General features: G+C 71.7%; 15 protein-coding genes. 1 reads left to right on the top strand and 14 read right to left on the bottom strand.

Translation table 11 applies throughout. From position 1 onward, the window contains the following. Positions 1-2: 2 nt before the first annotated feature. From ABZT74_RS26170 to ABZT74_RS26105, 14 genes are all read right to left on the bottom strand, one after another. The gene (locus ABZT74_RS26170; RefSeq protein ID WP_355874616.1) at positions 3-1,025 is read right to left on the bottom strand and encodes an ADP-ribosylglycohydrolase family protein; all 1,023 of its coding nucleotides are present in this window, start codon (positions 1,023-1,025) and stop codon (positions 3-5) included. Next, a complete protein-coding gene (locus ABZT74_RS26165; protein WP_355874619.1) occupies positions 1,025-1,780 on the bottom strand; it encodes an NUDIX domain-containing protein in 756 nt (251 codons plus the stop codon). Before ABZT74_RS26165 ends, ABZT74_RS26170 begins: the two co-directional genes overlap by 1 nt. A 182-nt stretch (positions 1,781-1,962) precedes the next feature. Beyond that, positions 1,963-3,441, bottom strand: a complete 1,479-nt coding sequence (locus ABZT74_RS26160) for an MFS transporter (RefSeq protein WP_356438631.1) — start codon at positions 3,439-3,441, stop codon at positions 1,963-1,965. A gap of 24 nt (positions 3,442-3,465) precedes the next feature. Continuing rightward, the gene (locus ABZT74_RS26155) at positions 3,466-4,056 is read right to left on the bottom strand and encodes a TIGR03086 family metal-binding protein (protein ID WP_356438628.1); all 591 of its coding nucleotides are present in this window, start codon (positions 4,054-4,056) and stop codon (positions 3,466-3,468) included. Beyond that, positions 4,053-5,021: a sigma-70 family RNA polymerase sigma factor gene (locus ABZT74_RS26150; RefSeq protein WP_356177728.1), complete on the bottom strand. Its 969-nt coding sequence runs from the start codon at positions 5,019-5,021 to the stop codon at positions 4,053-4,055. The genes ABZT74_RS26155 and ABZT74_RS26150 overlap by 4 nt, the downstream gene beginning before the upstream one ends. 174 nt (positions 5,022-5,195) lie before the next feature. Then, positions 5,196-6,398: a pseudouridine synthase gene (locus tag ABZT74_RS26145; protein WP_355874629.1), complete on the bottom strand. Its 1,203-nt coding sequence runs from the start codon at positions 6,396-6,398 to the stop codon at positions 5,196-5,198. Further along, positions 6,398-7,054: an SMC-Scp complex subunit ScpB gene (scpB, locus tag ABZT74_RS26140; protein WP_355874632.1), complete on the bottom strand. Its 657-nt coding sequence runs from the start codon at positions 7,052-7,054 to the stop codon at positions 6,398-6,400. The genes ABZT74_RS26145 and scpB overlap by 1 nt, the downstream gene beginning before the upstream one ends. Next, positions 7,051-8,325, bottom strand: a complete 1,275-nt coding sequence (locus tag ABZT74_RS26135; protein WP_356438624.1) for a segregation/condensation protein A — start codon at positions 8,323-8,325, stop codon at positions 7,051-7,053. The genes scpB and ABZT74_RS26135 overlap by 4 nt, the downstream gene beginning before the upstream one ends. A gap of 18 nt (positions 8,326-8,343) precedes the next feature. Further along, entirely contained in the window at positions 8,344-8,925 is a 582-nt protein-coding gene (locus tag ABZT74_RS26130; RefSeq protein ID WP_355874638.1) for a hypothetical protein, read from the bottom strand. Then, positions 8,910-10,046, bottom strand: coding sequence for a ParA family protein (locus ABZT74_RS26125; protein ID WP_355874640.1), 1,137 nt, complete (start codon positions 10,044-10,046; stop codon positions 8,910-8,912). Before ABZT74_RS26125 ends, ABZT74_RS26130 begins: the two co-directional genes overlap by 16 nt. A gap of 425 nt (positions 10,047-10,471) precedes the next feature. Next, positions 10,472-11,596, bottom strand: a complete 1,125-nt coding sequence (gene ald, locus ABZT74_RS26120; RefSeq protein ID WP_355874643.1) for an alanine dehydrogenase — start codon at positions 11,594-11,596, stop codon at positions 10,472-10,474. 161 nt (positions 11,597-11,757) lie between these two features. After that, a complete protein-coding gene (locus ABZT74_RS26115; protein ID WP_356177734.1) occupies positions 11,758-13,839 on the bottom strand; it encodes a tetratricopeptide repeat protein in 2,082 nt (693 codons plus the stop codon). Between the two features lie 198 nt (positions 13,840-14,037). Then, entirely contained in the window at positions 14,038-14,664 is a 627-nt protein-coding gene (locus ABZT74_RS26110; protein WP_356438621.1) for an NUDIX hydrolase, read from the bottom strand. 112 nt (positions 14,665-14,776) lie between these two features. Continuing rightward, the gene (locus ABZT74_RS26105) at positions 14,777-16,444 is read right to left on the bottom strand and encodes a CTP synthase (RefSeq protein WP_356177745.1); all 1,668 of its coding nucleotides are present in this window, start codon (positions 16,442-16,444) and stop codon (positions 14,777-14,779) included. A gap of 538 nt (positions 16,445-16,982) precedes the next feature. Between ABZT74_RS26105 and ABZT74_RS26100 the strand changes: the two genes are divergently transcribed. After that, entirely contained in the window at positions 16,983-18,785 is a 1,803-nt protein-coding gene (locus ABZT74_RS26100; RefSeq protein ID WP_355874695.1) for a glycoside hydrolase family 15 protein, read from the top strand. The last annotated feature ends 74 nt before the right edge of the window (positions 18,786-18,859 follow it).

Genomic DNA, 18,859 nt, shown 5'->3' with positions numbered 1-18,859 from the left:
CCTCAAGCGTCCCAGAGCGCCCCCAGGGACATCAGGTCGCCCTGGTACTCGATCCGGTCGGCCCACTCCCGGGGCCAGGCGCCGGAGCCGTGGTAGGCGCCGGCGAAGGCCCCGGTCAGGCAGGCGATCGAGTCCGAGTCGCCCGAGGTGCAGGCGGCCCGGCGCAGCGCGGTGACGGGTTCGTCGACGAGGAGGAGGAAGCACAGCAGGCCGGTGGCGAGCGCCTCCTCGGCGACCCAGCCTCCGCCGGTGGCCATACAGGGGTCGGTCTCGGGCGAGACGGTGCGTACCGCGTGCCGGAGGTTGTCCAGGACGTCGAGGCACTCGTCCCAGCCGCGGGAGATGTACTGCTCCGGCGTCGCGTCCTCGCTGAACGTCCACAGGTCGCCGAGCCAGCGGACGTGATAGCGGTGCCGGTTCTCGTACGCGTACGAGCGCAGCCGGCCGATCAGTCCCATCGGCTCGGTGCCCTGGGCGAGCAGCCAGACCGCGTGGGCGGTGAGGTCCGAGGCGGCGAGTGCGGTGGGGTGGCCGTGGGTGAGCGCGGCCTGCAACTGCGCCGCTCCGGCGCGCTGTTCGTCGCTGAGTCCGCGGACGAGTCCGACGGGTGCGACGCGCATGTTGGCACCGCAGCCCTTGGAGCCGATCTGGCTGGCCTCCTGCCAGCGGCGCTTCTCGTTCTTGAGGAGGTTGCAGGCGGTGAGGCAGGTCCGGCCGGGGGCCCGGTTGTTCTGCGGCGACTGGTACCAGTCCACGAACTCCTCGCGCACCGGCCGTTCCATCCGCAGCGGGCCGAGCAGGCCGCGGTCCATGGCGGTACGCAGTCCCCGCGCGAGGGCCAGCGTCATCTGGGTGTCGTCGGTGACGATCGCGGGCCGGGGCAGCGCCATCTGCCGCCAGGGACCGCACTTGTCGAGGATGGCGGGCACGGAGTTGAACTCGGTGGGGAACCCGAGCGCGTCACCGAGGGCCAGGCCGATCAGGGAGCCGGTGGCGGCGCGTTTCGCGAGGGTCGTGGTGGTCATCAGGGCCGTCCTTCCGAGGTGGGGCGCAGCAGGGGTGGGTGCAGTGCTTTCGCGCCGCCGGCGCGGTAGAGGGCGGCGGGCTTGCCGCGTCCGCCGGTGAGGCGGGCGGCGCCGGGGACCCGTTCGACGAAACCCGGCGTCGCGAGGACCTTGCGGCGGAAGTTGGGCCGGTCGAGAGCGGTGCCCCACACGGTCTCGTAGACCTGCTGCAGCTCTCCGAGGGTGAACTCGGACGGACAGAAGGAGGTGGCGAGACAGGAGTACTCAAGCTTGGCGCCGACGCGGTCGTGGGCGTCGGCGAGGATGCGGTCGTGGTCGAAGGCGAGCGGCGCGAGGGCGTTGAACCGCAGCCACTGGGCCTGCGCCGCGTCGCCGCCGCCGTGCGGTTCGGGGGCGTCGGCGAGGAGCGCGGCGAACGCGACGGAGACGATCCGCATGCGCGGGTCGCGGTCGGGTTCGCTGTAGGTGCGCAGTTGTTCCAGGTGGAGCCCCGAGATGTCCGACAGGCCGGTCTCCTCGGCGAGTTCGCGGCGGGCGGCGGCCTCCGCGGACTCGTGGGGCAGCACGAAGCCGCCGGGCAGGGCCCAGTGGCCGGCGTACGGCTCCTGGCCGCGCTCGACGAGCAGTACCTGGAGTGCGCCCGCGCGCACCGTCAGGACGGCCAGGTCGACGGTGACGGCGAACGGCTCGAAGGCGTACTTGTCGTATCCCTCGGGCCTCGTACCGCCCGGCGCGCGGCCGTCCTCTGACGCCACACCCTCACCCCCTTTATGGTCAGCATGACTATGGTCAGTACGACTATAAAGGGGGTGCGAGGGCCCCAACAAGGTTCACAACCAGGGAAGTTACGGATTCTCCCGGCAGCCGCGGGAGAGCTGTCGGCGCCTGGGGCGGAGGCGGCGGAAGGGATGCGGGACCCGGCCGAGGGCCGCTTCGGTCACCCGCCGGTCCCGGCGTTCGAAGCCTCGGCCCCGCGAGCCCCGGACCGGCGTACGTCGTGTCCCTGCGCCGGTGTGCGCGCCGGGGCGAGAGCCGCCACGAGCGCTCCCACGGCCGCGACGCCCGCGGAGACCCACAGCGCCGGACCGCAGCCGTCGACGAAGCGTTCGGCCGAGCCGTAGCCCCCGTACCGGCTGAACACGGCCGCGGCGACGGCGATCCCGAACACTCCGCCGAGTTCGCGCAGCGCGTTGTTGACGCCCGCGGCGACCCCCGCGTCGGCGGGCGGGACCGACGAGGTCACCGCGTTGGCGACGGTGGGGAAGACCATCGAGATGCCGATGCCCGCGACGATCAGCGGCAGCACGAGCCGCTCGTAGTCCACGCCCGGTTCCACCTGCCACGCCAGCAGACCGAGGCCGGCCGCCTGGAGGGCGAGTCCGCCGAGCATGAAGGGCCGGTTGCCGAACCGGTCGGCGAGCGCGCCCGCGAGCGGGGCCACGGCGAGCGGCATGCCGGTCCACACGAGGATGCGGACACCGGCCTGCAACGGCGAGTTCCCGAGCCCCAGTTGGAACAGCTGCGTGATCATGAACAGGGAGCCGAGCAGCGACATGAACGTCAGGAAGGCGACGCCGTTGGCGGTGGAGAAGGCCCTCCTGCGGAAGTACCCGAGCGGCAGCATCGGGTAGCGCGCCCGCGACCGCTCCCAGCCGAGGAAGGCCGTCGCGAAGAGGACTCCGACGGCCAGCGCGCCGAGCACCTCGGCGCTCCCCCAGCCCGCCTGCGGGGCCCGCACCGGCGCCCAGGCGAGTCCGGTCAGCCCCACGGCCGCCAACAGCAGTCCCACGACGTCCAGTTGCGGACGCGGCCCGTGGCTCTCCCGCAGTTTCAGCGCGGCCAGCGGCAGCATCACCAGCCCGGTGGGCACGTTCAGCCAGAAGATCCACTGCCAGGACAGGCCCTCGGTGACCGCCCCGCCGAGGACGGGTCCTGCCGCCACCCCGAGGCCGGTCACCCCGCCCCACACCCCGATGGCCACGCCCCGCTTCTCGGCCGGGAACGCCTCGCTGATCAGGGTCAGGGTGAGCGGCAGCAGGACGGCCGCGCCGGCGCCCTGGAGCACCCGCGCGCCGATGAGCTGCCCCGGCCCCCCGGCCAGTGCCGCGAGCGCCGAGGCCAGGGTGAAGACGGCGAGCCCGGCGACGTACATGCGGCGCCGGCCGAAGCGGTCGCCGAGCGCGGCACCGGTCAGGGTGAGACAGGCGAACACCAGGTTGTAGGCGTTGATCGTCCATTCCAGGTCGGACAGGCTCGCCCCGAAGTCGGCCCGCAGCGAGGGCAGCGCGGTGGCCACGACGACCACGTCCAGAGAACAGAGCAGCGCCCCCAGCCCGGCGAGCACGACGGTCCACGTACGGCGTGCGGGTACGGGGGTCGGCTGCTGGACGGGGGCGCGTGCGGTGGTGTCGGTCATGACGGTTCCTTCCGTGAGGATCACTCACGGAAGACGGACCGGCGCCGCCCCGGAAAGGAATCGTGGCCGGGGCCCGCGTCCCAGGAAGGCGAGGAGCAGGTCGCCGGGACCGGCTCCCGCGGGCACCGCGACGGGATCGGCGAACCGCACCCCGCGGTCGGCGTCCGCCACCACGACCGGTGCGAGGGGCAGCAGTTCGGCCGCGAGCGCGGAGGGGATCGGCCGCGGCCTGCCGCACGCCTGCGTCACGTCCCAGCCGTGCACCGCGATCTCCAGGGCGCCGACCGCGGCGAGCAGTCCCAGATCGAGGGACCGGTCCCCCACGGCCGGGGCGGGCGGCGCGGCGGACACGGCCGCCCAGGCACCGAGGAGCGCCCCGGCCCGCGCGCGGAAGGCGCACACCGGATCGGCGGCGGGCGCGACGGGGCACAGCCCGACCCGGCCCTCGGCGACCCCTTCGTAGAGCGCGTCCAGCGAGTCGTCGAGGTGCTGGAGCAGCTCCCCGAGGTCCCACCGCGCGCACGGCGTCGGACGGCCGAGACCCGCGCGCGGGACGGCGGCGACACCGCCCAGCGCGTAGGCGAGGGACCGCTCCAGCAGTTCACCGGGGTTCACGCGAGAACCCCGGGCAGTCCGAAGCCGGGGAACAGGCCGGGGTCCAGGAAGACGGTGAGCCGGGCGACGGCGCCCTCCTCGACGGTGAGCACCTGCACGGAGTGCGCCCGCAGTGCACCGTCGGGACCGCTCTCGTACGCGGCCACCGCGGGCTGCCCGTTGGCCCGGACCGGCAGCATGCGGATCCATCCCGGCGCGCGGCCGGAGAGGACCCGCACCCGCAGGAACCGCAGGACGTCCTTCCTGCCGCTGAACCACTCCAGGTGCGGCGGCATCTCCAGCTCGACCCCGTCGCGCAGCAGCCCCAGCAGGGACTCCATGTCGGCGTTCTCGAAGGCCCGCATGTACCGGTCGAGCAGTTCGCGGTCGTCGGCCCCGTCGGGTTCGACCACCAGGTCCTCCTCCGGCGCGACCTCGTCGAGCCGGGCACGCGCGCGCTGGAGGGTGCTCTTGACCGCCGCCGTCGACGTGTCGAGCACGGCGGCGACCTCGGACGCCCGCCAGGCCAGCACGTCCCGCAGGATGAGCACCGCCCGCTGACGCGGGGGCAGGTTCTGCAGCGCGGCGACGAGCGCCAGCCGCAGGGTGCCGCGCGCGGCGACGACCGTCGCCGGGTCGAGGAGCGAGTCGGGCAGCGGCTGGAGCCAGGGAACGTCCGTCGCCGGGGCCCCCAGCGGACCCTCCGGCGCGTCTCCCGGCCCGCCGAGCCCGGTGGGCAGCGGACGGCGCCCCCGCCCCTCCAGGGCCGTCAGACACGTGTTGGTGGCGATCCGGTAGAGCCAGGTGCGCAGGGAGGCCCGGCCCTCGTACCCCTCGTAGGACCGCCAGGCCCGCAGGTACGTCTCCTGCACCAGGTCCTCGGCGTCGTGCACGGAGCCGAGCATGCGGTAGCAGTGGGCGAGCAGCTCCCGCCGGTACGGGTCGGTCAGCCGGACGAACTCGTCACGGTCCGTCGTCGCGGTCATCGCCGCTCCCTTCGTTCGCACCGGCCGCACGGCGGCACACCGGTGGTCCGTTCACCGGTACAGACCGTCGGTGCGGCGAAAACGAATCGGCCGGCCCCGGAGAACTTCCGGAACCGGCCGTCGTACGCGCGAGGCGTGGAGGGCGGCGGGGTCGTGCGACCGCCCCTCGGGGACCTAGAGGCCGACCTCGGCCATCAGCATGCCGACCTCGGTGTTCGACAGGCGGCGCAGCCAGCCGGACTTCTGGTCGCCCAGCGTGATCGGGCCGAAGGAGACGCGCACCAGCTTGTCGACCGGGAAGCCGGCCTCGGCGAGCATGCGGCGCACGATGTGCTTGCGGCCCTCGTGCAGGGTCACCTCGACGAGGTAGTTCTTGCCGGTCTGCTCGACGACGCGGAAGTGGTCCGCCTTGGCGTACCCGTCCTCCAGCTGGATGCCGTCCTTGAGCCGCTTGCCCAGGTCACGCGGGATCGGGCCGACGATGTGCGCGAGGTAGACCTTCTTCACCCCGTACTTGGGGTGGGTCAGGCGGTGCGCGAGCTCACCGTGGTTGGTGAGCAGGATGACGCCCTCGGTCTCGGTGTCGAGCCGGCCTACGTGGAAGAGCCGCGTCTCGCGGTTCGTCACGTAGTCGCCGAGGCACTGACGGCCCTCGTTGTCCTCCATCGTGGAGACGACGCCCGCGGGCTTGTTCAGCGAGAAGAACTGGTACGACTGCGTCGCGACCGTCAGGCCGTCGACCTTGATCTCGTCCTTCTCCGGGTCGACCCGGAGACCCTGCTCCAGGACGATCTGGCCGTTGACCTCGACCCTGGCCTGGTCGACCAGCTCCTCGCAGGCACGGCGCGAACCGTAGCCGGCGCGGGCGAGGATCTTCTGGAGTCGCTCGCCCTCCTCCTCGGCGCCCGGGAAGGTCTTGGGCAGCTTGATCTCGGGCTTGCCCGCGTACCGGTCGCGGTTGCGCTCCTCGGTCCGCGTCTCGTACTCACGGGAGCGCGAGGGCTCCGTGCGTCCGCCGCGCTGCTGGCCCTGCTTGGGGCCGCCCTTGGCGCCGCCGCGTGCCGAGGCGCCGCGCCCGGACTTCGGGCCTTCGTGCGTGCCCCCGGGGCCTACGTCGTAGCGACGCTCCTCGGGACGGGGCTTGCTGGGACGCTTCGGCTGGTCGTCGCGCCCCGCATCGCTCCTCGGCTGGGAGCCGGTTCCGCGCGAGCCGGCGCTCCCGCCGGACCCACGCGAGCCGCCGGTCCCACGCGGGCCGCCACCTCCGCCGGTCCCACGCGAGCTGCCGCCGCTTCCGCGCGCGCCACCGCTCCCGCCGGTTCCCCGCGGGTTGCCGCGCCCGCTGTTCCTGCCGCTGCCACTGCCACTGCTTCGCATCAAAGTTCCGTCGTCGTCGTGTCGTCTGCGTCTGTATCCGGTGCATCCGGATCGAACGACGGGACCCCTTCCAGCGTCTCTGCTTCGATCGCGTCCGCCTCGGGGAGGAAGGGCGCGAGCTCCGGGAGCTCGTCCAGACCGCGCAGGCCCATTCGCTCCAGGAAGTAGTTCGTCGTCGTGTACAGGATCGCACCTGTTTCGGGTTCCGCGCCCGCCTCCTCCACCAGACCGCGTTGGAGAAGGGTGCGCATCACGCCGTCGCAGTTGACTCCGCGGACCGCCGAGACCCTGGAACGGCTGACCGGCTGGCGGTACGCGACGACGGCGAGCGTCTCCAGGGCCGCCTGGGTGAGACGGGCCTGCTGCCCGTCCAGGACGAAGCGCTCGACGGCGGCCGCGTACTCGGGCCGGCTGTAGAAACGCCAGCCGCCGGCGATCAGCCGCAGCTCGAATCCGCGCCCCTGGACGGTGTAGTCGTCGGCCAGCGCGCGCAGGGCGTCCGCGATCTGCCGCTTGGGCCGCTCCAGTATTTTCGCGAGGTGCTCCTCGGTCGCGGGTTCGTCCACGACCATCAGGACGGCCTCCAGGGCGGGCCTGAGGTCGAGGTCGGCGACGGTGCGCGGCCCCGCGGGGGTCTCCATGGTGTCCTCGCTCACGTCTTCTGCTCCTCGGGCTCCGCGGCTTTCCTCGCCGCCCGTCCGTTCCCGTCGTCCGCCGGCTCCGGGGGCCGGTCGAACTCGTCCGTCACCCTCGGCCGGTCCTCGCCCTCACCGCCCGTCCACCGCACCATGAGGTCCCCGAGGGCCTCCTCCTGGTCCAGGGCGACGGCCTTCTCCCGGTAGAGCTCCAGCAGGGCCAGGAAGCGGGCGACGACGGTGAGGGTGTCGTCGGTGTCCTCGACGAGTGCCTGGAAGCTGGCCTCGCCCAGTTCCTTCAGCCGGGCCACCACGATCCCCGCCTGCTCCTGCACGCTGACGAGCGGCGCGTGGATGTGGTCGACGTAGACCTGCGGCCTGGGCTTGGGCTGCATCGCCTTCACGGCGAGCCTGGCGAAGCCCTCCGGCCCGATGCTGATGACCACTTCGGGCAGCAGCGCGGCGTGGTGCGCCTCCAGGCCGACCGTACGCGGATAGCGGCGGGCCTCCTCGTCGAGCCGGGTGTTGAAGATGTCGGCGATCTGTTTGTAGGCGCGGTACTGGAGCAGCCGTGCGAACAGCAGGTCCCGTGCCTCCAGGAGGGCCAGGTCGGCCTCGTCCTCGACCTCGGCGGTCGGCAGCAGGCGGGCGGCCTTCAGATCGAGCAGGGTCGCCGCGACGACCAGGAACTCGGTCGTCTCGTCGAGGTCCCAGTCCGGGCCCATCGCCCGGATGTGCGCCATGAACTCGTCGGTGACCTTCGACAGCGCGACCTCGGTGACGTCGAGCTTGTGCTTGGAGATGAGCTGGAGCAGCAGGTCGAAGGGCCCCTCGAAGTTCGAGAGCCGCACCTTGAAGACACCGTCATCGGCCGCGTCGGCCGCGGCGGCGGTGGCGTCCGTGTCGGCCGCGGCGGCGCCGTTCGCCGGAGCGGCTTCGGCGGGTCCGACGGAGCCTCCGGACTCCGGGAGCGTCTCGACGGCCTGTGCGGGCCTCTGGAGCGCCTCGGGCCGTCCGGCCGGGCTCGCGGGCCCGTCGGACGCGTCGGGGGCCTCTGGGAGCGTCTCAGGCGGTTCGGTGGGGATCTCGCGTCGGACGCCCGTCGCCTCGGGCGCACCGGGCTCCTCGGCGGAGGGTTCGACGGGCGGCTCGGGCGACCCGGCGGAGACGCCGTCCGGGTCCGGGGCCGGCGAGGGCTGCGAACCGGGCTCCGGTGCCGTGCCCGGTCCTCGCCCCAGCGCACGCCTACGGCCGCCGGAGGCGGCGGTCGGAGGCGGGTCGTTCGAGGTCATGGCCGTCGCAGGCTACCGCTACCGCCCGCGCAGACGTCGTACGAGGATGCTCGCGTCCCCGCGGGATTCCAGATCCGCGAGGACGACGGCGACCGCCTCGCGGACGATCCGCCCGCGGTCGACGGCGAGCCCGTGCTCACCACGGAGGACCAGGCGGGCGTGTTCGAGGTCCATCAGTTCCTCGGCGGACACGTACACCGTGATCTTCTCGTCGTGCCGCTCCCGTCCGCTGGGCCGCCGGTTGGCGGCGGCTCGCCCCCGCTTGCGGGACGACTGCCCCCCGGAGGGGGCGGCAGAACCTTCCTGCGCCTGCGGGCGCCGCCCCGAACGGTCCGGGGCACCACCCCGGCTGCGGGACTCCCCCGCGTCGGACGACTCGGCGTCGGCGGCGACGTGTTCGTCGCCCTCGCCGTCACCGCCCTGGACGGGCACCGCATGCGGTGCGTCCTCCCCGGCGGCCGCCGCGTCGCTCTCACCGGCCGGAGCCGGCACCCGGGCCTCGCCGTTGGTCCGGCGCGAGGGCGTGGACGACTGGAGCGCCATTCCCCCGGTGGTACGGAACAGTTCGTCGGCCCCCGGCAGACTCACTCGGCGGGACACCGGGCGAGCACCTCCCTGGCGAGCTGGCGATAGGCGGCGGCACCGACGGAGTTGGAGGCGTACGTGGTGATCGGCTCACCGGCGACGGTGGTCTCCGGGAAGCGCACGGTCCGGCCGATCACGGTGTGGTACACGTGATCGTCGAAGGCCTCCACGACGCGTGCAAGCACCTCACGGCTGTGCACCGTGCGGGAGTCATACATCGTCGCGAGGATGCCGTCGAGCTCCAGGTCGGGGTTGAGCCGCTCCTGGACCTTCTCGATGGTCTCCGTGAGCAGCGCGACACCACGCAGTGCGAAGAACTCGCACTCCAGCGGCACGATCACCTTGTGCGCGGCCGTCAGCGCGTTCACGGTGAGCAGACCGAGCGAGGGCTGACAGTCGATCACGATGTAGTCGTAGTCGGCCATCAGCGGCTTCAGGGCCCGCTGGAGCGTGGACTCGCGCGCGACCTCGCTCACCAACTGCACCTCGGCGGCGGACAGGTCGATGTTGCTGGGCAGCAGGTCCATGTTCGGGACCGCCGTCTTCAGGAGCACCTCGTCGGCCGCCATGCCCCGCTCCATGAGCAGGTTGTAGACGGTGAGGTCGAGCTCCATCGGGTTGACGCCGAGTCCCACGGACAGCGCGCCCTGCGGGTCGAAGTCGACGAGGAGCACGCGGCGGCCGTACTCGGCGAGGGCCGCGCCCAGGTTGATGGTCGACGTGGTCTTGCCCACGCCGCCCTTCTGGTTGCACATCGCGATGATCGTCGCGGGGCCGTGACTGGTCAGCGGGCCCGGGATCGGGAAGTAGGGCAGGGGCCGCCCCGTCGGGCCGATGCGCTCACGGCGCTGGCGGGCCGCGTCGGGCGCGAGCGTGGCCGCGTACTCCGGATCGGGCTCGTACTCGGCGTCGGGGTCGTAGAAGTGCCCCTCGGGCAGTTCGTCGTAGTCGGCGAAGTGGGTGTGGTTCTCGCCACTTCCGTTGCCGGCCATGGCGTTCACGTGATGGCCATCCATGCTCTGGTGTGCTGGCTGGGTCAGCCCTGTTCTGGGGGGACTCTGGTGGGCCGCGAAGGTGCGGACAGCGACGGAGCCGACAGCCTCGAGCCCCGTGGGGCTCTGGCCCCGCGCCGGCATTCCTGGTTGACCACCCCCGGGAGTAAATGTCGACTCATTCACAAGTCGTCTTACCTCCTTGGTGACCAGGAAACTTCTCGATAGGTCAGCGTGGCACCATGCCGACGGTTGGCGACTCTATGGCGTGTCACCGCTCCGCAGCAACACAATCCGCCGGACCCGACCCGATGTGTCGGCAACCGAACACCCCTCTGTCAAGGGCGTAAGGCCGTCGCACAGCAGGTTTCACCGGTGTGCGAATCGGTTAAAGAGTTACGTTCGTGGCGAGTTGAACGAGTGTCGCAAAGTGACCCGACACACACCCGGCCGGACCTTGTCGGGCAAGGTCCGGCCGGGTGCGCGCTGTTGACGACCTGTGTTGACGTATCGCCTTTTGTCGGCCCGGAGTCGACCTGAAAAGTCGACTCCCGGAGCCTGCGCGAGTCCTAGCTGAGCAGGCTCTCCAGGGCGACGTGCTCGAGGCCGAGGGCCTCGGCGACCTCGCGGTAAACAACCTTGCCGTCATGGGTGTTGAGGCCCTTGGCCAGGGCGTTGTCGCGGCGCAGCGCCTCGACCCAGCCGCGGTTGGCGAGCTCGACGATGTACGGCAGCGTCGCGTTGGTCAGCGCGTACGTCGACGTGTTGGGCACCGCGCCGGGCATGTTGGCGACGCAGTAGAAGACCGAGTTGTGGACCGTGAAGGTCGGCTCGGCGTGCGTGGTGGGACGCGAGTCCTCGAAGCAGCCGCCCTGGTCGATCGCGATGTCGACAAGGACACTTCCCGGCTTCATCCGCGAGACGAGCTCGTTGGTGACCAGCTTCGGGGCCTTGGCACCCGGGATGAGCACGGCACCGATCACGAGGTCGGCCTCGAGGCAGGCCTTCTCCAGCTCGAAGGTGTTGGAGACGACGGTCTGGATCTTCGTACCGAAGATCTTGTCCGCCTCCTTGAGCTTGTTGATGTCGCGGTCGAGCAGGGTCACGTGGAAGCCCATGCCGATGGCGATCTGCGCGGCGTTCCAGCCGGAGACGCCACCGCCGATGACGACGGCCTTCGCGGCGAGCACGCCGGGCACACCGCCGGGCAGGACGCCGCGGCCGCCGTTGGCGCGCATCAGCTGGTAGGCGCCGACCTGCGGGGCCAGCCGGCCCGCGACCTCGGACATCGGGGCGAGCAGCGGCAGCGCGCGGCTGGGGAGCTCGACGGTCTCGTACGCGATCGCCGTGGTGCCCGACTCCAGCAGGGCGTCCGTGCACTCCTTGGAGGCGGCGAGGTGCAGGTACGTGAAGAGCGTCTGGTCCTTGCGGAGGCGGTGGTACTCCTCCGCGATGGGCTCCTTGACCTTGAGCAGCAGGTCGGCGGTGGCCCAGACCTCGTCGGCGGTGCCGAGGATCTGCGCACCGGCGGAGACGTACTCCTCGTCCGTGATCGAGGAGCCGACACCGGCGTTCTGCTCGACGAAGACCTGGTGGCCGTGGCGCACCAGCTCGTGCACGCCGGCGGGGGTGATGGCCACCCGGAACTCGTTGTTCTTGACCTCGCGGGGGATGCCGACCTTCACGTCGATCACGGTCCTTGGCTCAGAGGGTTCGGGGCTATGCATGCCGAGGCGATGCAAGCCAGGCGATGCATGTCATACCTGGCATACGGGAGCACACCGGGAGACACCACGGAAGAACGCGGCGGAGCCAGTCTAATGAAGGGATTCTCTCTGTCTAGCCTTTCAATGCATCAATCTTCTGAGGATGCACTACGGATTTCGCAGGCATTCGCGTCCTGTTCCGGGTCGATCGCGCTCTCCGGGAGCTCATCTCCCAGCATGCGCTCGGCCGCGGCCCGGTGCAGCCGGGCGGCCGCGGGGTCGCCGAGCCGGTCCAGGGTGTCGGCCAGCCGGAGCTGCAGCGCGGCCTGCAGCCGTACGTCGTCCGCGCGGCGCGCCCACTCGACGGCCTCCTGGCAGGTGCGCAGTGACTCCTCGGGCCGTCCGGCGTACTCCTGGACGCGTGCGGTCTCGCTCAACGCGCGGGCCTGCGCGGCGACATCGCCGTTCTTGCGGTGTCCGGCGACGGCGGCGCGCCAGTTGACCAGCGCCTCGCCGTACCGGCCCGCGTAGGTGTGCGCGGTGGCGATGCGTCCGTACAGCCGGGCGGCGTCCACCCGCTCTCCGCGGGCGAGCCGCTCGGCGAGGGCCCGGCCGTACCAGTCGGCGGCCCGGTCGTAGTCGCCCAGCTCCTGGTGGGCGCCGCCTACGGATTCCATCGCGCGGCCGGTCGCGTACGGGTCGTTCGCCTCCCGTCCGGCGTCCAGCGCGGACCGGTAGCGGGCCAGGGCGTCCGTCGTCCGGCCGGTCTGCGCGTCGAGGTCGGCGAGGTTCAGCAGGGCCGCGGCCTTCTCGCGGGGCAGCTTGCGGCGCTCGGCGACGTCCAGGACGAGCCGGTGGATGCCGTAGAGCTCGGGTGCGGCGGACTGGGTGCCGAAGTGGGCGACCATGGCCCGCACCAGGGCTGCCATCAACCGCCGGGCGAGGGTGTCCAGCTCCCCGTCGGCGACCGCGAGCCGGGCGGAGGCCAGCAGCGCGGGCTTGCGGACGCTCAGCCAGTCCTCCGCCGCCCGCGGGCTCGGGAAACGCAGGGCGCGCGGCATCCCGGCGAGCTTCTCCTGGGCGGGCGAGCTGTCGGTCTCGGTGATGGCACGGCAGGACACCAGCAGCCGTACGGTCCGTTCCAGCATCCGCGCGCGTGCCAGCTGCACCTCGGCGGGGCGGTCGTGCGTCTCGATCAGCCCTTGGAGCAGCGGCTGGAGGCAGCCGGGGACCTCGTACTGCGGCAGCGGCGAGGGGACGGCGTGGAGCAGGCCGAGGGCGGCGAAGTCGTCGAGGGTGGTGCGGGCGGCCTGGACCGAGCAGCCGGCCAGCGCGGAGGCCGTGTGCGGGTCCACGAGGCCCGCAGGCGCCAGCGAGAGCAGGCGCAGTATCCGCGCGGCCGTGCTCGGCAGCGAGGTGTAGGCGAGCCGGAAGACGCGGGCCAGGGCGGTGCCGTCCTCGCCCTCGGAGCGCAGGTGTTTGGCGAGGTCGGCCACGGCGGACGCGGGGCGCGCGGCGAGCCAGCCGCCGGCGAGCACCAGGGCGGCGGGCTGGCCCGCGCAGAGTTCGACCAGTCCCTCGGCGGCGAGCGGGTCGACGGTGATGCGCACCGAGCCGGTGAAGTGGCCGAGGAGTTCGAGGGCGGACTTGGTGTCCAGCCCGCCGAGGGTGCAGGGGCGGACGTCGGCGATCCCGGTCAGCGGCCCCTCGGACACGGCGACGACCAGGCAGTCCGGGGAGTCGGGCAGCACCGCGTCGACCTGCCCGGCGTCGGCCGCGTCGTCGAGGACGAGCACCGCGCGGCGGACGGCGAGGGCCTCGCGCAGCCGTTCGCCGAGATCGTCCGCGTCGGCTCCGGGGGGCGTGGGCAGCCCGAGGGCGGTGAGCAGCTCCCGCGCGGTGGACTCGGTGGGCACCGGGGTGCCGTCGGGTTCGGTGAGCCGGGCTCGCAGTATGCCGTCGGGGTAACTCTCGGCGACCTGCGCGGCGAGTTCCGCGGCGAGCGCGGTACGGCCCGATCCGGGTTTCCCGGCGATCAGGAGAACCCGCGCGCGGGGCGCCTTGCGGCCGGACAGCGTGTCCAGCCCGGCGCGTTCGATGTCGGCCCGGAGTTCCTTCAACTCTCTGGTACGGCCCAGGAACTGACTCTCCGTAGGAGCGGACCCGGCAGCCGGGCGCCGCCCCTTGGCCGACACCTTCGTGCCGCCGTCGTCCACTGCCTGATCCGCCACGGGCCACACTCCCGTTCCACTGAGCGCGCAAGCCCGCCGGGACTCCGGTTCGGGCGTTTCCAGAGCCTAGTTCACGCTCTGCGACGATCCGGGAGGAGCGCGGCGGGGGCGTCCCCCGATCGGATCAGGCGATCGTAGGACCGGTACCTCCGGACGGGTGAGTACTCCCCGTCCGGAGAGTGGCGCGAGGAACCGGTGTCAGGCCTCGAAGGGGCGTGCCGGCCACGGGGCCTCGGCGGGACGCAGCGCGTCCAGTCCGTCGCCCTGCTGTGCCGCGACGAGCGAGAGAACGCCCACGACCAGGCAGTTGTTGTGCAGCTCGCCGGCGAGGACACCGCGGACGAGGTCGTCGAGGGGAACGCGGGCCAGCTCCATGTCCGCCTCCTCGTCCTCGACGTCGAACCGCTCGCCCTCGGCCTCGGAGAGGTCGCGGGCGAGGAAGATGCGGACGGCCTCGTCGCAGCCGCCGGGCGTGGTGTACACGTCGGTCAGCACACGCCAGCTCTCCGCCTTGACGTGCGCCTCCTCGTACAGCTCGCGCTGCGCGGCGTGCAGCGGGTTCTCACCGGGGATGTCGAGCAGGCCCGCCGGGATCTCCCACAGCTTCTGGCGCACGGGGTGGCGGTACTGGCGCAGGACCAGCACCCGGCCCTCCTCGTCGAGGGCGAGGACCGCCACCGAGCCCGGGTGGACCTGGTAGTCGCGGCGTACGACGGACCCGTCGGGCATGACCACGTCGTCGGTGCGTACCGACGTCTTGTTGCCCTTGAAGGGGGTCTCGGTCGCCCGGACCTCCCACTCCTCGGGGGTGTCCTTGATCGTCATGGCTGTCCTCCCACACGTGCCCACGAAAAGCCGGTCCGTCGACGGAGCCGGGGCGCGCGACCTGCGGATTCATCCGCGGATCCCGCACCCCGGCCACCGTACAACCCTTGTGCTACTTGCCCGTCTTGCGCTCCACCGCGGCCTTGACCAGGCCCGCGAAGAGCGGGTGCGGCCGGGTCGGACGGGAGCGCAGCTCGGGGTGCGCCTGGGTCGCGACCAGGTACGGGTGGACGTCGCGCGGGTACTCGACGTACTCGACGAGCTTGCCGTCCGGGGAGGTGCCGGAGAACTGCAGACCGGCCTTCTTCTCCAGCTCGGCGCGGTAGGCGTTGTTCACCTCGTAGCGGTGACGGTGGCGCTCCTCGACGTACTCCTTGCCGTCGTACACCTCGCGCACGATCGAGCCCTCGGCGAGCTTGGCCGGATACATGCCCAGCCGCATGGTGCCGCCCATGTCGCCCTCGCCGGCCACGATGTCGAGCTGCTCGGCCATCGTGGAGATGACCGGGTGCCCGGTGGCGGAGTCGAACTCGGTGGAGTTGGCGTCCGGGATGTCCGCCAGGTTCCGCGCGGCCTCGATCACGATGCACTGCAGGCCGAGGCAGAGGCCGAGCAGCGGGATCCCGTTCTCGCGGGCGTACTGGATGGCGCCGACCTTGCCGGACACACCGCGGTCGCCGAAGCCGCCGGGGATGCAGATCGCGTCGACGTCACCGAGCTGTCCCGCGGCACCCGCCGGGGTCTTGCAGTCGTCGGAGGTGACCCACTTGATCTTGACGCGGGCCTTGTTCGCGAAGCCGCCGGCGCGCAGCGCCTCGGTGACCGAGAGGTAGGCGTCGGGCAGGTCGATGTACTTGCCGACGAGCGCCATGGTGATCTCGTGGGCGGGGTTGTGGACGCGGTCGAGCAGGTCGTCCCAGGTCGTCCAGTCCACGTCGCGGAACGGCAGGTCCAGCTTGCGGACGACGTAGGCGTCCAGGCCCTCGGTGTGCAGGACCTTCGGGATGTCGTAGATCGACTTGGCGTCGATCGCCGCGACCACGGCGGCCTCGTCGACGTCGCACATCAGCGAGATCTTGCGCTTGATGGCGGTGGGCACCTCGCGGTCGGCGCGCAGGACGATCGCGTCCGGCTGGATACCGATGTTGCGCAGCGCCGCCACCGAGTGCTGGGTGGGCTTGGTCTTCAGCTCGCCGGACGGGCCGATGTACGGGAGGAGCGAGATGTGAACGACGAACACGTTGTCGCGGCCGACCTCGTGGCGGACCTGGCGGACCGTCTCCAGGAAGGGCAGGGACTCGATGTCGCCGACCGTGCCGCCGACTTCGGTGATGACGACGTCGACGTCGTCGGTGGCCATCCGGCGGATGCGGTGCTTGATCTCGTTGGTGATGTGCGGGATGACCTGCACCGTGTCGCCCAGGTACTCGCCGCGCCGCTCCTTGGCGATGACGGTGGAGTACACCTGGCCGGTGGTGACGTTGGCCGAGCCGTCGAGGTCGACGTCGAGGAAGCGCTCGTAGTGACCGATGTCCAGGTCGGTCTCGGCGCCGTCGTTGGTGACGAACACCTCACCGTGCTGGAACGGGTTCATGGTGCCCGGGTCGACGTTCAGGTACGGGTCGAGCTTCTGCATCGTGACCCGCAGACCCCGCGCCTTGAGCAGCGCGCCCAGGCTGGAGGCCGTCAGTCCCTTGCCGAGGGAGGAGGCGACACCCCCGGTGACGAAGATGTGCTTGGTCGTCGTGGCAGTGCTGTTTCGGAAAGCAGCGGGCGGCATGGCCAAGAGGGGGCTCCCGTGGTCGCGGTCTGGGGTGCGTACCGGCGTGGGGTCCGGAGATCTCCGGAGGCGCCGTCGCTGCGGTTCGGGGGTTTCTTGCCCACCGGTCCACGGGCTACCAGGGTATCAGCGACCGAACGAGGCTGCTTCCGGCCACGCTCCGCGCACACCTCGGCACACACCCCGCACACCGCTCACTCGATCGGCCCAGCCGGGTTGCCGGGAGCGGCACGCGGATCTTCCAGGTGCGTCGTATCCTGCTCGGACACTCGCTGCCGAGTCCCGCCGGTTCACGGCATCATCCCGTCCGTATCCGGAACAAAGAGGGCTTGTCAGTTCGTTTCGAGACGACAATCGGATCGCCCATCACACTGAAACGGACGCTCCGCAGCGACGTACGAACTACGTCCCCCCACCCCCCGACCTCCGCAGTACCGAACTTCCGCATTGCCTACTTTTCCGCACTACCTACGTTCCCTTGACCGCAAGAGCGACCGCCCCGCGCAGGGGCGCCGTGGCCGTTCGACTGGAGATGCACGTGGCCGGGCGCATCGAGGACTACGCACTCATCGGAGACATGCAGACAGCCGCGCTGGTCTGCCGGGACGGCACAGTCGACTGGCTGTGCCTGCCCCGCTTCGACTCCCATGCCGTCTTCGCAGGACTGCTCGGCACGGAGGAACACGGATTCTGGCGGCTCGGGCCCGCTCACGCGGCCGACGCCGAACCCCCCGCGGCGGCGCGCCGCAGATACCGCGGCGACTCGCTCATCCTCGAATCCGAGTGGGACACCCCGCGCGGCACGGTCCGGGTGACCGATTTCATGCCCCCGCGTGACGGCGCCCCGCAGCTGATCCGGATCGTCGAGGGCGTCACCGGCCGGGTGCCGATGCGCTCCGCGCTGCGGATGCGTTTCTCGTACGGCCGCGTGGTGCCCTGGGTGCACAAGCACGAGGGCCGCACGGTCGCCGTCGCCGGACCGGACTCGGTCTGGTTCGACACGGACTGCGAGACGTACGGCAAGGATCTGACGACGTACGCCGACTTCACGGTGGCGCCGGGCGACCGGATCGCCTTCACGATCTCGTGGGAGCCCTCGCACAAGGAGCCGCCCGCGCTGCCCGAGCCGGAGCAGTCCCTGGAGGCGACCGAGGACTTCTGGCGCGACTGGGTCGACCAATGTACGTACCACGGCCCCTACCGCGAGGCCGTCGTGCGCTCCCTGATCACGCTGAAGGCGCTGACGTACGCGCCGACGGGCGGCATCGTCGCCGCGCCGACCACCTCCCTCCCGGAGGAGATCGGCGGCGTGCGCAACTGGGACTACCGCTACACCTGGCTGCGCGACGCGGCCATCACCCTCTCCTCGCTGCTGCGCACCGGCTACCGCGAGGAGGCCCGCGCCTGGCGCGAGTGGCTGCTGCGCGCGGTCGCCGGCGACCCGGAGAACCTCCAGATCATGTACGGCATCGCGGGGGAACGGGAGTTGGGCGAGGCCGAGCTCGACTGGCTTCCGGGGTACGAGGGTTCGGCGCCGGTCCGCGTCGGGAACGGCGCGGCGCACCAGCTCCAGCTCGACGTCTACGGCGAGGTCACCGAGGCCCTGCACCTGGCGCACATGACGGGCCTGTCCCGCAACGACTACGCCTCGTTGCTCCAGTTGAAGCTGATCCGCTACCTGGAGGACCACTGGGACCAGCCGGACGAGGGGATCTGGGAGGTCCGCGGTCCGCGCCGGCACTTCGTGCACTCCAAGGTGATGGCCTGGGTCGCCGTCGACCGCACCATCAAGCTCATCGAGTCCGGTGACGCCGACGGCCCGCTCGAGAAGTGGCGCGAGCTGCGCGACGACATCCACCGGGACGTCTGCGAGAAGGGCTACGACAAGGAGCGGAACACGTTCACGCAGTCGTACGGCTCCCGGGAGCTGGACGCCTCGCTGCTGCTGATCCCGCAGATGGGCTTCCTGCCGCCGGACGACAAGCGCGTGATCGGCACCATCGAGGCGATCCAGCGGGAGCTGTCGACCGCGGACGGCTTCATCCTGCGCTACCCGACGGCCGGCGAGGACGCCGGAGTGGACGGTCTGGAGGGCGACGAGGGCGCGTTCCTCGCCTGCTCGTTCTGGATGGCCGACGACCTCGCGATGATCGGGCGGGTCGACGAGGCACGCAAGCTCTTCGAGCGGCTGCTCGCCCTGCGCAACGACCTCGGGCTGCTGGCCGAGGAATGGGACCCGGTCCTCCAGCGGCAGGTCGGGAACTTCCCGCAGGCCTTCAGCCACGTCCCGCTGATCGACACGGCGCTGCGGCTGACCGCGAGCGGGGCGTACGGCGGCTGATCCCGGCCGGATCGGGCGCGCCCGGGCATCCGCCCCGCCGCGCCCGGTCCACCGGGTCCGCCCGGACCTCGCGC

It is taken from the genome of Streptomyces sp. NPDC005302 (assembly GCF_040607345.1).
GTDB lineage: Bacteria > Actinomycetota > Actinomycetes > Streptomycetales > Streptomycetaceae > Streptomyces.
Note: the sequence above shows the minus strand (reverse complement) of the source record. Positions and strands in the feature narration are given on the sequence as shown.